This is a genomic window from Bradyrhizobium liaoningense, from assembly GCF_018130785.1.
GTDB classification, from domain to species: domain Bacteria; phylum Pseudomonadota; class Alphaproteobacteria; order Rhizobiales; family Xanthobacteraceae; genus Bradyrhizobium; species Bradyrhizobium liaoningense_A.
In genome coordinates, this window is record NZ_JAFCJT010000005.1 from 65248 (window position 1) to 78416 (window position 13169).

General features: G+C 63.9%; 15 protein-coding genes and 1 tRNA gene. 6 read left to right on the top strand and 10 right to left on the bottom strand.

Annotation, left to right across the window (positions count from 1 at the left end; all coding sequences use genetic code 11):
* The first annotated feature begins 48 nt into the window (after positions 1-48).
* The 3 genes from JQ627_RS14580 (at position 49) to panE (ending at position 3130) form a co-directional block, all read left to right on the top strand.
* Complete coding sequence (locus JQ627_RS14580) at positions 49-1398, top strand: MATE family efflux transporter (protein ID WP_249143095.1); 1350 nt, start codon at positions 49-51, stop codon at positions 1396-1398.
* A 90-nt stretch (positions 1399-1488) separates the two neighbouring features.
* Positions 1489-2097, top strand: a complete 609-nt coding sequence (locus tag JQ627_RS14585) for a 2-hydroxychromene-2-carboxylate isomerase (RefSeq protein WP_212484878.1) — start codon at positions 1489-1491, stop codon at positions 2095-2097.
* Positions 2098-2206: 109 nt separating this feature from the next.
* A complete protein-coding gene (gene panE / locus JQ627_RS14590) occupies positions 2207-3130 on the top strand; it encodes a 2-dehydropantoate 2-reductase (RefSeq protein ID WP_212484879.1) in 924 nt (307 codons plus the stop codon).
* Between the two features lie 185 nt (positions 3131-3315).
* On the opposite strand, the gene JQ627_RS14595 is transcribed toward panE, so the two are convergent.
* The 4 genes from JQ627_RS14595 to JQ627_RS14610 all read right to left on the bottom strand — a co-directional run bounded on the left by JQ627_RS14595 (position 3316) and on the right by JQ627_RS14610 (position 6911).
* Positions 3316-3909: a cytochrome c gene (locus JQ627_RS14595; protein ID WP_212484880.1), complete on the bottom strand. Its 594-nt coding sequence runs from the start codon at positions 3907-3909 to the stop codon at positions 3316-3318.
* Between the two features lie 202 nt (positions 3910-4111).
* Positions 4112-5392: a sorbosone dehydrogenase family protein gene (locus tag JQ627_RS14600; RefSeq protein ID WP_212484881.1), complete on the bottom strand. Its 1281-nt coding sequence runs from the start codon at positions 5390-5392 to the stop codon at positions 4112-4114.
* A 381-nt stretch (positions 5393-5773) separates the two neighbouring features.
* A complete protein-coding gene (locus JQ627_RS14605) occupies positions 5774-6760 on the bottom strand; it encodes an NAD(P)-dependent oxidoreductase (RefSeq protein ID WP_212484882.1) in 987 nt (328 codons plus the stop codon).
* A 76-nt stretch (positions 6761-6836) separates the two neighbouring features.
* Positions 6837-6911 (bottom strand) — tRNA-Gly (locus JQ627_RS14610).
* Between the two features lie 275 nt (positions 6912-7186).
* Here JQ627_RS14610 and trxA point away from each other — a divergent pair.
* Both trxA and JQ627_RS14620 read left to right on the top strand, forming a co-directional pair.
* Complete coding sequence (trxA, locus tag JQ627_RS14615; protein WP_212484883.1) at positions 7187-8110, top strand: thioredoxin; 924 nt, start codon at positions 7187-7189, stop codon at positions 8108-8110.
* Positions 8111-8214: 104 nt separating this feature from the next.
* On the top strand, positions 8215-8892 hold the full coding sequence (locus JQ627_RS14620) for an LON peptidase substrate-binding domain-containing protein (RefSeq protein WP_212484884.1): 678 nt from the start codon (positions 8215-8217) through the stop codon (positions 8890-8892).
* A gap of 2 nt (positions 8893-8894) precedes the next feature.
* Here JQ627_RS14620 and JQ627_RS14625 read toward each other — a convergent pair whose 3' ends face one another.
* The 6 genes from JQ627_RS14625 to JQ627_RS14650 form a co-directional block, all read right to left on the bottom strand.
* Complete coding sequence (locus tag JQ627_RS14625; RefSeq protein WP_212484885.1) at positions 8895-9488, bottom strand: cytochrome b/b6 domain-containing protein; 594 nt, start codon at positions 9486-9488, stop codon at positions 8895-8897.
* A 32-nt stretch (positions 9489-9520) separates the two neighbouring features.
* Positions 9521-9799 (bottom strand): PepSY domain-containing protein, encoded by a 279-nt coding sequence (locus JQ627_RS14630; RefSeq protein WP_014490760.1) that lies wholly within the window; start codon positions 9797-9799, stop codon positions 9521-9523.
* Between the two features lie 220 nt (positions 9800-10019).
* Positions 10020-10832, bottom strand: coding sequence for an SDR family oxidoreductase (locus tag JQ627_RS14635; protein ID WP_212484886.1), 813 nt, complete (start codon positions 10830-10832; stop codon positions 10020-10022).
* Positions 10833-10835: 3 nt separating this feature from the next.
* Positions 10836-11279, bottom strand: a complete 444-nt coding sequence (locus JQ627_RS14640; protein ID WP_212484887.1) for a PaaI family thioesterase — start codon at positions 11277-11279, stop codon at positions 10836-10838.
* Entirely contained in the window at positions 11276-12079 is an 804-nt protein-coding gene (locus JQ627_RS14645; RefSeq protein WP_212484888.1) for a crotonase/enoyl-CoA hydratase family protein, read from the bottom strand. Before JQ627_RS14645 ends, JQ627_RS14640 begins: the two co-directional genes overlap by 4 nt.
* Positions 12080-12120: 41 nt before the next feature.
* Complete coding sequence (locus tag JQ627_RS14650; protein WP_212484889.1) at positions 12121-12471, bottom strand: hypothetical protein; 351 nt, start codon at positions 12469-12471, stop codon at positions 12121-12123.
* A gap of 107 nt (positions 12472-12578) precedes the next feature.
* On the opposite strand from JQ627_RS14650, the gene JQ627_RS14655 reads away from it, so the two are divergent.
* The gene (locus tag JQ627_RS14655) at positions 12579-13109 is read left to right on the top strand and encodes a TetR/AcrR family transcriptional regulator (RefSeq protein ID WP_212484890.1); all 531 of its coding nucleotides are present in this window, start codon (positions 12579-12581) and stop codon (positions 13107-13109) included.
* Positions 13110-13169: the final 60 nt, after the last annotated feature.

The following is a 13169-nucleotide window of genomic DNA, read 5'->3' on the forward strand; positions in this document are numbered from 1 at the left end:
GTGCATCGCGCGGCAACGGCTTTGCACGCCCCGATGAAAGGCAAATCCATGTCCGCTCCAAAACCGCTCTGGACAACGTTCCTGCGCTTCCTCGCACCGCTGATGTTGAGCAATGCGCTGCAATCGCTGTTCGGCACGGTCAGCAATGTCTATCTCGGCCAGATGATCGGCGTCGACGCGCTCGCAGCAGTCTCGGTGTTCTTCCCGGTGATGTTTTTTCTCTTCGCCTTCGTCATGGGTCTCAGCACCGGCGCCACTGTGCTGATCGGTCAGGCCTTCGGCGCGGGCGAGCACGGGAAGATCAAGAGCGTCGTGGGTACGACGCTCGCGATCGGCCTCCTGCTCTCGATTTCAGTTGCACTCGTCGGCGGGATCTTCAGCCGCCAACTGATGATGGCGCTCGCGACGCCCGCAGACATTCTCGACCAGGCCAGCGCCTATGCGCGCATCATGCTGCTCACCATGCCGCTCGGCTTCGTCTTCCTGCTGATGACGGCGATGATCCGCGGCGTCGGTGACGCCGTGACGCCGTTGCTGGCGCTGGCATTGTCGACCGCGATCGGCCTGATCCTGACGCCGATGCTGATTCGCGGCTCGTTCGGTATTCCCGTGGCCGGCATCACCAGTCCGGCATGGGCGGCTGCGATTGCCAACGCGCTGACGCTGCTCGTGCTGGCGGTCTATCTGCTGCGGAAGAAGCATGCGCTGGCACCGGACGCTGCGCTGCTGCGTCATCTGCGGCTTAATCGCGCCGTGCTCGCAAAGATCCTCGGCATCGGACTGCCGAGCGCGATCGGCATGGTGGTGATGGCGATTGCCGAACTGGTGTTGCTCGGTCTCATCAACGGCTACGGCTCTGAGGCTACCGCCGCCTACGGCGCGGTCAACCAGGTGCTGGGCTACACGCAGTTCACCGCGATGTCGATTTCGGTCGCGGTCTCGATCCTCGGCGCGCAAGCCATCGGTGGCGGCAACAAGGCGCTGCTCGACGGCATCGTGCGCACAGGTCTTGCGTTCAACATCGCGCTGACCGGCGGATTGGTGGCACTGATCTATCTCGTGCCGCGCGCCGTGCTCGGCCTCTTCATCACCGACGGCGCCGTGCTCGATCTGGCGAAAGGGCTGCTCTTCATCGCCCTGTGGAGCTCAGTGCCGTTCGGCCTGGCCACGGTATTTTCCGGCGCGATGCGTGCCGCCGGCGTGGCGCTCACGCCAATGCTGCTCTCGATCTTCTCCATTGTCGCGATCGAGCTTCCGGCTGCGGTGATCCTGAGCCGCACGATCGGCCTGAAGGGCGTATGGGCCGCCTATCCGATCGTGTTCTGCGCCATGTTCGTCTTGCAGATGGGCTATTACTTCCTGGTCTGGCGCAAGCGGGCGACCCGGCGTCTGATCTGATCATCAAGATATTATGACCATCATTAAACGGTGGACCTGTGGCACGCCCTGCGCCACAATGGATGAAAAGCCAGATCAGGGAGAACGATTTTGACCCGCACAGCCCCACAATTCCTGTTCGATTTCGGCAGCCCGAACGCCTATCTCAGCCATCTCGCGATCCCGGCGATCGAAAGCCGCATCGGCGTCAAATTCGAGTACGTTCCGATCCTGCTCGGTGGCATCTTCAAGTCGACCAACAACAAGTCGCCGGCCGAGACGCTGGCCGGCATCAAGAACAAGCGCGAATTCCAGGTGGTCGAGACCGAGCGCTTCATCAAGCGCTTCAAGGTCCAGCCCTATGTCATGAATCCGTTCTTCCCGGTCAACACGCTGAACCTGATGCGCACCGCGATCGCGGCCCAGGCCGAGGGCGTGTTCGAAAAATACGTCGAGGCCGCCTTCCACCACATGTGGCGCGAGCCGAAGAAGATGGACGACCCGGAAGTTGCGGCGAAGGCGCTTGTCTCGTCCGGACTCGATGCGCAAAAGCTATTCGCCCGCGCCCAGGAGCCCGAGGTCAAGGGCAGGCTGATCAAGAACACCGAGGAGGCCGTTGCCCGCGGCGCGTTCGGCTCGCCGACCTTCTTCGTCGGTAACGAGATGTTCTTCGGCAAGGAGCAGCTGCGCGAGGTCGAGGAGATGGTGCTGGGCGAATAGCCCATTCTCCGGCGACAGAATGTGATCGCGGTACCATTCTGGATTGCTTCGCTTCGACCGCAAGGGCGCCTATAGATAGGCCGCCAACAGCAACAATAAGGACAATCCCATGCGTATCCTCGTGGTCGGCGCCGGCGCCATCGGCGGCTATTTTGGTGGCAGGCTGTTGCAGGCCGGCCGCGACGTCACCTTCCTGGTCCGGCCGCGGCGCGCCAGCGAGCTCGCGAGCGCCGGCCTCGTCATCAAGAGCCCGAACGGCGACGTGACCTTGAAGAATCCGCCGACGGTGCAGGCCGACGCGCTCAAGGAAAATTTCGACGTCGTGCTCTTGAGCTGCAAGGCGTTCGACCTCGACGACGCCATCAAGTCGTTCGCGGCCGCCGTCGGCCCGAACACCGTGATCATCCCCATGCTCAACGGCATGAGGCATCTTGACACGCTCGACGAAAAATTCGGCAAGGAGCGCGTGCTCGGCGGCCTCTGCGCCATCGCGGCGACCCTGAACGAGAAGCGCGAGGTGGTGCAGCTCCAGCCGATGCAATCGCTCAATTACGGCGAGCGCGACGGCAAACTGTCGGATCGGGTCAAGGCGATCGACGAGGCCTTCAAGAGCGGCATCAATGGCGCCGCCGCCAGCCAGAACATCATGCAGGACATGTGGGAGAAGTGGGTGTTCCTGTCTTCGCTCGCCGCAAGCACCAGCCTGATGCGGACCTCCGTCGGCAACATCCTCGCGGCCCCCGGCGGCAGGGACTTCTTGCTCGGCATGCTGGACGAGACCAGTGCGATCGCCACCGCGTCGGGCTACACGCCGGGCGGCCCGTTTTTCGAGCGCGTGAAGGGCAACCTCACCACCGAGGGATCGCCGATGACGGCATCCATGTTCCGCGACATCAAGGCGGGCCTGCCGGTCGAAGCCGATCACGTCATCGGCGACCTCATCGCGCGCGCCGATGCAGCCAAGGTGCCGGTGCCGAAGCTGCGCATCGCGTATACGCATCTGAAGGCGTATGAGAAGCAGCGGGCGGGGTAGCTTCAAGCTCCGCTGTCGTCCCGGGGCGCGCGCAGCGCGAGCCCGGGACCTATAACCACAGGGAGTGGTTATGGAGCGAGTTGCTCACCACCAGCCTTCGCCAAATTACTTCCTGTGGTTATGGATCCCGGATCTGCGCTTCGCTTGTCCGGGATGACAGCGGAGTTTGGTGATTGCACCTTCCGCTATTTGAAATACGCGAGATAGTGCGAGACCGCCGTGATTTCCTCGTCGCTCATGTGATAGGCGACATCGGCCATCGCGGCGACGCCGCCGCCGACGCGCTGACCGGCCTTGTAGTCGTGCAGCGCCTTGACCAGATATTCCTCGCGTTGGCCCGCGAGCCGCGCGACGGCCTTGGTGCCGGCAAAGCTATCCGTATGGCACGAGGCGCAGCGGCGGCCGACGGCAACTTGCGCGCCTTTTTTCGACAGGTCCGGATCCCCGTCTTCCGCGGCCTTCGGCGGCGTCATCTGCGCGAAATAGGCGCCGAAATTGCGGATGTCCTCGTTGGTGATCTCCTCGACGATCGGCTGCATCTGGTCGTTCTTGCGCGAGCCGGCGCGGAAGAACACGAGCTGCCACTGGATGAATTGATCGGGCTGGCCGGCCAGCGAGGGGATGTTCTCCGTCTGCGAAATGCCGTTCTCGCCGTGACAGCCGGAGCAGACGGCGGCCTTCTCCTGGATCGCGGCGTTATCGGCGGCCTGAGCGCGGACGATTGCAAGTGCTGCGAGCGATAGCGTCACAGACAGAATTCCAAACCGAACGACTCGCATGGCTGATTTCTCCGACTGTCATTGCCGGGCTTGACCCGCCTGCTTGGCGTCGGCCCGGCAATCCATCCCGTTTGCAAGGAGGTTTCTCGTTTGATGGATGCCCGGATCAAGTCCGGGCACGACGAACGCGTTCCGCTGCAAGCCTGTCACAAACAAAAGAGGCTGCGGCCGTCATCCGGTCGCAGCCTCGTGTCGTTCTACGCTACTTCTTACTGTAGCTGATGCGATAGATCGCGCCGGCCCAGTCGTCGGCGACGAGGATCGAGCCATCCTTGGCGAGGATGATGTCGTTGGGACGGCCGAGATAGCCCTGGTCGCCCTCGATCCAGCCGGAGGCGAACACCTCCTTCTTGGCGTTCTTGCCATCGGGGCCGACGATCACGCGCGTGATATTGCCGCCCTGGTACTTGTGGCGATTCCAGGAGCCGTGCTCGGCGATCAGGATGTTGTTCTTGTACTCGGCGGGGAATTGGTCGCCGGTATAGAACTTCATGCCGAGCGGAGCGACGTGCGCGCCGAGGTTCAGCACGGGCGGCGTAAACTCGGAGCATTTGTGGCCCATCGCGAACTTCGGATCGGGCAGGTCGCCCTGGTGGCAATAGGGATAGCCGAAGTGCTCGCCGATCTTCGAGATCATGTTCAGCTTGTCGCTGGGCAGATCGTCGCTGATCCAGTCGCGCGCGTTCTCGGTGAACCAGAACTTGCCGGTGCGCGGATCGACGTCGCCGCCGACCGAGTTGCGAACGCCGAGCGCATAGATTTCGGCGTTGCCGGTCTTGGGATCGACGCGCCGGATCTGCGAGACGCTGGTCGGGGGCACGCCGACGTTGAAGGGCGGTCCGAACGGCAGGTAGAACCAGCCTTCCTTGTCGACGGCGATGTACTTCCAGCCATGCGCGGCATAGGACGGCATGTCGTCGTAGACGACCTTGCCGTCGCCGAGCTTGTCGAGATTGGCTTCGGCGTTGTCGTAACGGATCAGCTTATCGACCGCGATGACGTAGAGCGCGCCATCCCTAAAGGCGAGACCGGTGGGCATGTTCAGCCCTTTCAGGATGGTCTTGACCTCTTTCTTGCCGTTGTTGTCCTTGATGGCATAGACGTTGCCAAGGCCGAACGAGCCGACGAACAGCGTGCCCTTGTCACCCCAGGCCATCTGGCGCGCCGCGAGAACGCCGGGCGCATAGACTTCGATCTTGAAGCCGGCCGGGAGCTTGATCTTCTTCATCATCGCGGCGAGCTCGGCCTCGGACGCGCCGGTCGGCGGGCCGGAGGGCGGCGCGAGGCCCTTCTGCGCCTCGGTCTCGTCGCCGAGGAACCAGTCGTCCGGCGGATGGGTCCAGAACTCCTTGGTGCCGGATTCGTATTTCTTCAACTGGCGGTTCTTGTCCTGCTGCTGCGCATTGACTGCGCTTGTCCCCGCGAGAAGGGCAACCGCTGCAAGTGCCAGGACGGATTGAAAGACGGATTGATGGAATTTCATCACGTCACTCCCCTAAGGCAGCCGTCAGGGCTGCACATTATTTTGTTTTGCTAGTCGAGAGGCGAAGTTCGGAGTCTGTCAGGACGACAGACGCAAAAAGGTTAGCACATCTGCGGACGGTGAGAAGCGCGTCGCATGCAGCGCGGTCAGACTCAATAGAAATTGAGACGGAATTTCCACGAAGACTCGCACGGCGACGATAACGCTCTCGCTGCAACGCGGAATCAAAATGGCGCGCGGCTGATTTGCAGGCAGCAGGAGGGGCGGTCGCACAAAAATTGCGAAAACAACCCCATGCACAGTAGAACGGCCCAGCGCCGTTTGCTGCCGGTGACGCCGGACAGACATTTGATGGGTCGAGCAAAACAGCAAACGCGGCGATTACGAGGCGACGGGATAGGGCCCGTCGTCGAACACCGTGTCGTGATAGCCTTTCGACCCGATCGCGCGTGCCAGCGTGCTGCGAAAGTCCGTCCCCTCACGCAGGCTGTTCAGAACATGCGCGAAGTCGAATTCGGGCCGCCAGCCTAGCTCATGCCGTGCGCGGTCGTTGACATAGACGCGGTCGATCTCGGGGAATAGCCGCCATCCGCGCGCCGCATAGAGCTGCGCGCAATCCGGATAGAGCTCGCGCACGACACCGGCCGCGTCGCGCGCGAGCGCAGCGAGGTGGCGGGGCTCGAACGGGCTCGTCGCGGAGACGATGTAGCGGGCGAAGCCGATCTTCGGCGCACGCTCGGTGGCGAGCAGATGGGCGCTCACCGCGTCCGCTATATCCAGCCGCCTATAGAGCAGCTCGTTGGCCTGCGCGTTGTCCAGCGGGTAAGCCGATCGCATCGCGGGATCGTCATCGTCCTCCGGAAAGAAGCGCGAGGTCCTCAAGATCACGACAGGCAGGCCGCGCTCGCGAAAGAACAGCTCGCACAGAGTCTCAGCCATCAGCTTCGTCGTGCCGTAGATGTTCTTCGGGATCGGCGGCAGATCCTCGGTGACCCACACCGAAGCCTGTCCCGCCTCGGGCCGAAGCTGCGAGCCGAATGCGCTGGTGGTGCTGGTGAAGACGAAGCTGCGCACGCCGGCCGCCACCGCCGCCTCGAGCAGGTTGAGCGTGCCGGCGACGTTGGTGTCGACAAAGTCCTGCTTGCCGTGGGTCGCCACATGCGGCTTGTGCAGCGTCGCGGTGTGGATCACGGCGATGACGCCGTCCATCTGGCGCCGCACGAAGTCGGAATCGACGATCGAGCCGACGGCATCGGTGAAGGGCGATGGCTTCAAATCAAGTCCGCGCACAGGTGAACGGCGCCCGCGCAGCGTCCGCAGAATCGCCTCCCCGAGGTGGCCTGCGCTGCCCGTGACCAGAATTGTCATTTGAGACCCGATACAGCCGCCAGCGGCGTGGAAAACCACGACCCGACCCGGTTTGGCTGGATGCTTTGGGAAAAATTGGAGCGGGCGAAGGGGCTCGAACCCTCGACCCCGACCTTGGCAAGGTCGTGCTCTACCACTGAGCTACACCCGCATCCTGTGTCGGTCGCGTGACGCGCCGGCAACGGCTGTCGTATGCCAAAACCGGACGGCGAATGCAACAGCTACCGGCAGCATAGATTCGCAATTGAAGGGCCCATATGGACCCCGAATGCGGCCAAATCGCCCGAAAACGCTCCGGAACCGGCGAATCGACCCTGATGGATTGAAATTCGGCCCATTCGGCCCAATCTAGGAGCCGACAACAAAGCATATGAATTGGCGACGTGCTAAAGAGCCGCCATTCCAGCCATCAGACGAGGGGATCCCGTGACGATCATCGACCAGGGTAACGGAGCGGCGGGCCCGGCTGCGGCCGATCTGATCAAGGACACCACCACCCAGACCTTCGTGAAGGACGTCATCGAGGAATCGAAGCGCCAGCCGGTGCTGATCGACTTCTGGGCGGAGTGGTGCGGCCCCTGCAAGCAGCTCACCCCCGTGCTGGAAAAGGCGGTCAAGGCGGCCAAGGGCAAGGTCAAGCTGGTCAAGATGAACATCGACCAGCATCCGGCGATCCCGGGCCAGATGGGCATCCAGTCGATCCCGGCCGTGATCGCCTTCGTCAACGGCCAGCCGGCCGACGGCTTCATGGGCGCGGTGCCCGAGAGCCAGGTCAACGCCTTCATCGAAAAGGTGACCAAGGGCGTCACGGCGCCCGGCGAGGCGAACATCGCCGAGATTCTCCAGGAGGCCGAGGCCGTACTCGCCGAAGGCGATGCCGCGGCGGCCGCCCAGATCTATGCCGAAGTGCTGCAGCATGAATCGACCAACATCGCGGCCCTTGCCGGGCTTGCGAAATGCTATGCCGTCTCCGGCGCGATGGAGCAGGCCAAGCAGACGCTGGCGATGGTGCCGGAATCCAAGCGCAACGACCCCGCCGTGAAGGCCGTGCAGACCGCGATCGATCTCGCCGAGCAGGCGGAGCAATTGGGGCCGGTGGCCGAACTGGAACAGAAAGTCGCCGCAAACCCGCTCGATCATCAGGCACGGTTCGACCTTGCGACCGCGCTGAATGCCCAAGGCGATCGGGCGGCGGCCACCGAGCAGTTGCTGGCGATCATCAAGCGCGACCGCAAATGGAACGACGACGGCGCCCGCAAGCAGCTCGTGCAGTTCTTCGAGGCCTGGGGTGGCACGGATGATGCAACCGTCGAGGGACGCAAGCGCTTGTCGACGATCCTGTTTTCGTAATGGTTATTGTTGGAGCATGATCTTGTCGGAAAACCGCTTCACACTTTGCGCTGACGCGGTTCTCCGGATCCGGATCATGCTCTAGCGCGTCTAGCGGGGTCCAGATGCCGATCAACATCGAATATCGCGGCCCCGCCGACCTCCCGGAGATCATTCCGGTATTTCCGCTGCCGGGCGCGCTTTTGCTGCCGCGCGGCCAGATGCCGCTCAACATCTTCGAGCCGCGTTACCTTTCGATGGTCGACGATTCCTTGCGCGACGGCCATCGCCTGATCGGCATGATCCAGCCCGACGTCGCACACTCGCCCAAGAATTCCGACAGGCCGGCGCTGTTCCGCGTCGGCTGCGTCGGCCGCATCACCCAGCTCGCCGAATCCGGCGACGGCCGCTACATCCTCGAGCTCACCGGCGTGTCACGCTTCAAGGTGGTCGAGGAGCTCGAGGTGCTGACCGCCTACCGGCAGTGCAAGGTGGATTTCTTCACCTTCCTCGACGACTTCACCGCGCGCATGGGCGAGGACGAGGTCGATCGCGAAGCGCTGCTGACTGTGCTGGCGGACTTCCTGAAAGCCAACAATCTCAAGGTCGACTGGGAGGGCGTCGAGGGCGCGCCCAACGAGGCGCTCGTCAATGCGCTGGCGATGATGTCGCCCTATGGCCCCGCGGAAAAGCAGGCCATGCTGGAAGCGCCGGATTTGAAGACCCGCGCCGAAATCCTGATCGCGGTCACCGAGATGGATCTCGCCAAGAAGCGCACCTCGGGCGATCCGCCGCTGCAGTGATCTCAGTTGTGATGCCGGATGCGCTTGCGTCCGGTGAGCATCGCGCGGATCAGGTTCTCGCGCTGAAGAAGCCCCATCAGCACCACGCCCAGCACGTGCACCACGACCAGCACGATGACGGCGTCCGACGCGTAGGCATGGGTGTCCTCGATCCACCAGATGCCAAAGAAGGTCACGGTCACCGACAGCGCGCCGGTGATGGCCGAGACGGCGATCGACAGCAGGAGCGCGACCAGCATCAACGTGCCGGCGGGGTTGAGCCCGATATAGCGGCCGGTGATGCCGCGACGCAGATTCCAGAGATAGCGTGGCGCGGCACGAAGCCTGACGCCGACCATGCGGAAGCGCGAATAGCGGCTTCCCCAGAAACCCCAGACCAGGCGGAAGGCCAGGAGCGCGAGCACCGTGTAGCCGGCGATGCGGTGAAGATTGTCGTAGACGGTGGGCGTGAACCACGCGGCCAAAATGCTGGCCGCGAGGGCCCAGTGCCACAGGCGCAACGGGAGGTCCCAGACAGCGACGGTCCGCGATGCAGTTCGATCCGCGGGGGCCCTGTCGGACACCCCGCGCGCTTCTGGCACCGCTTCGTCGATCAAGCCGTGACTATCCTTGAGCCTTACTCGAGACCTTACTTGGCAACCGTCTTCTTCAGGCTGAGGTCTTCCGGGCTGTAGAACAGCTCGTAGAGCTTGCCTTCCTTGACGCCGTAGACCTCATAGCACGAGCCTTCGATCTTGGAGCGCCGCACCTCGTAACCCAGCGCCTTGGCCTTGGCTTCGGCTTCGCTGGCCGGCTTCCACGACGCCTTGTCGAGCTTGGTGCAATCCTTGAAGCCGTCGGCCATGGCCGCCGAGCTCATTCCCAAGCCGACCGTCAGTGCAATTGCAACAACACGAATGACCTTCACGAACGTCTCCTCCTCTGTCGTGTGCGCGCGTGGCGCGAAGCGGGACCGAAGGAAGCAAAGGAGAGGATGAAGTCAATCCGGTTCGAGCCTGGCGGGGTTTAGAGGCATTCTAATGATCCGAAAAAGATCAGCGTGCTCCGTGCGCAGCATGGATTTGGACAGTCGCTGCGGCCTTACGCCTCACGGCCTTGGAGGATGCCCGCTGGCCTTGCCGGCTGCGCTAGGCCGCACTTCGCGTCTCAGGAGAGTTACACCGCAGCCAGTCCGCCCAGGTGAGGCGTCCGCGTACGCCCCGACTGACGACGAAGCCCATGCCGCGCGCCCTTGTCTCCGAAAGATCGATCGGCAGGATTTTTCGATGCAGTCGTCTCGCATCCTGATACTGGCGGGCGAAGAGGACCAGATCGAGCGTTTCTGGCCCGCCGATCTCCGCGCGCACGCCGCGCTGTCCGTCGAACGCGCAGGTGACGACGTGGTCGGCCACATCGGACGTGTCGACCGGATTGAATCGCGTCGTCGGCACCGGCCACACCGGAAGCCAGGCGAGGCCCGAAAGCAGCCTGTCGAACAGATAATAGAACGGCATCGCGCGGACGACGGACCAAGACAGGCTGGATGCGCGCACCAGCCGTTCGCCGGCGAGCTTGACCCGCGAATAGGGCAGGGTCGCTTCGTCGAGACCGACGATCGAGATGTGGAGGAAGTGGCGCACCCCGGCTTCCGCACCGAATGCCAGCAGCCGCTCGGAACCCTCGACATCGACCGCCGAAGGCGATCTGAAGAAGTCGATCGGACGGATGCTGCCGCGCCGTGCGATCGGCGACCAGGTCGCCGCATGGATAACAGTGTCGACGTCATGCAGCGCGTTCCGCAACCCGGCGCCCGTGGCGAGATCACCTGCGGCCCATTCGACGTCCGATCGCGCACCCGGCGCGCGCGCAAGCACCCGAACGCGATGCCCGGCGCGAACGACACGATCGACGATATCCCGGCCGAGATGACCTGTGCCTCCGGTGACCAATGTCAGCGCCATGGCTCAGCTCCCGTCAGCCTTGCGCGGCTCGCCGGTGGGAACGAGCACAGTTTCGCCGGTCGCGACGAGAGCCAGATCATCTCGCTCATCGGCCGCGAAAAGCTCGGCGCGGGCAAACACCTGCCTGCGCCCGGCGCGGAGCGTCGTTCCCTTCGCGACGAAATAAGTGCCGATCGCCGGCCTCAGGCAATTCATCGAGAAATGCGACGCAGTGACCGGACCCACGAGCGTCGCAGCGGCGAAGCCACAGGCGGTGTCGAGCAGGGCCGCAATCAGACCGGCGTGCAGATGTCCGGAATATTGGGTGAGGTCGTCGCGCCACCTCATGCGGATGGTCACCTCGCCCTTGCCGGCCGCAGCGACTTCGAAGCCCACGGAGCGGTTGAACGCCGCGGAGGCGTTGACCGCGTGGAGCGTTTGCAGGTCGAATCCAAGGGTCGCGCTCATGCCTGGCTCCATCGCGGTGCGCGGTTCTCAAGGTTGCTTCTGACGGCCTCGATGTGATTGGGCGCGCCGAGCAGTGCCGCCTGTTCGGCGGTTTCCGAGGCGAGACCGGTCGCGGCATGGGAGGTCGCCGACAGGTTCAACAGGCGCTTGGCCGCGCGGACGGCATCGGGGCTGCGGTTCGCGATCTCCTGCGCCGTGGCGAGCGCAGCCGACACGGGATCCTCGGTGAGCCGCGTCGCAAAGCCATAGGCAAGCGCTTCTTCCGCTGAAAAGGCGCGGCCGGAATAGGTCAGCTCGCGCACGATATCGTCGCGCGCGAGATGGCGCATCAGCTGGGTGCCGCACATGTCGGGCACGAGGCCCCATTTGGCCTCGATGACTCCTAGCCGTGTTCCGGGCGCGAGATAGCGGAGATCAGCCCCCAGCGCGAGCTGGAAGCCGCCGCCGAAGGCAACGCCGTGCACCGCTGCGATCACCGGCACCGGCAGCTCACGCCAGAGCCAGACGAGATGCTGGGCGTAGTTCGCGATACCGTGTGTCCGGCGCGTCAGGTCAATGGACGGGAGCAGCGGATCGCCGTTCGCGGTGGCGAGAAGGCGGTCGAGGTCAAGGCCTGCACAGAACGCACGCCCTTCGCCGGAGAGAACGACGGCGCGGAGGTCCTTGCGTGCGCCGAGCCGCGTGCCTGCTGCAATGATCGCCTCGAACATCGCGGGGTCGAGCGCATTCATCTTGTCCGGACGGTTCAGCCGGAGATGACCCACGCCGTTCTCGATGGTCAGTCGAACGCGATTTTCCATGACGCCGCTCCGCTTGAATGCGTGGCTTATCGTCTCGAGGCTCAGTAACCGGCCACCGCCAGCACGACGACCACGCTGAGCATCATCCAGCCGAAGTGCCGGCCGCGCGTGGCCCATGCGTTGGCGACAGCGGAGAAACCGAACACGCAGGCCAGGGTCGCGACGATCCAGTGGCGTGCCGTCGCCGAGCCCATCCAGGGCGCCGCGATGAGGAGCACGCCGCCGCCGATCCAGGCGACGGTCGAGGCCTGCCAGACCAGGCGGATCAGGGTGCGGAGCCGTTCCGGCTCGATGCGGGCGCGGGGAAAGACCTTGGTCTCGCCGAGAATGCCATGGATGAGGGCCACGGCAATGGCCACGACGCCCGCGCACTGGAGCAAGAGATCACGCATCGGCAGAGCTCCCTGAAGCTTCATCCATACACTTGTGTATGGTGAGATAGGCGCTGGCACGCCGCCTGTCAATACAGTAGTGTATGGCCTAGTTCTGGAACCCGGTCATGACCGAACAACTCTCCGCCGACGACTGGATCAAAGAGGGCCTGAAGGCGCTGGCCAAGAGCGGCTTCACGGCCCTGAAGGCCGATCCGCTCGCAAAGGCCATGGGCGTCTCGCGCGGCAGCTTCTACTGGCATTTCGCCGATCTCGGCGCGTTCCACGCCACGGTCCTCAAGCGCTGGCGCGAGATCGCGGCCGAACAGATCATCGCCGACGTCGAGGCCGCCGGCGACGAGCCGCTAAAGGCGCTGCTGCAGAGATCCTTTGGTGCCCGGCTCGACCTGGAGCGCGCGGTGCGCAACTGGGCGGCGTTCGATGCGGCCGCGCAGGGCGCGGTTCGCGCAATCGACCGCCGCAGGATCGACTATATCGAGACGCTGCTTGCGACGCGGGGGCTTGCGCCGGCGATGGCGCAGGCCCGGGCCCAGATCCTGTACTGGACGTTTCTCGGTTTTGCCTTGTCGGGCGCGCCGGTGCCGGCGGCACGGCTCCAGGGACTGCTGGACGAGATCCTGACGATGGTGTCCGCCTGAACGGCGACGATGGGCGAGCGCAATTTTCTGTGCTAGAGGCTCGGACTGCCGGAGACCCCA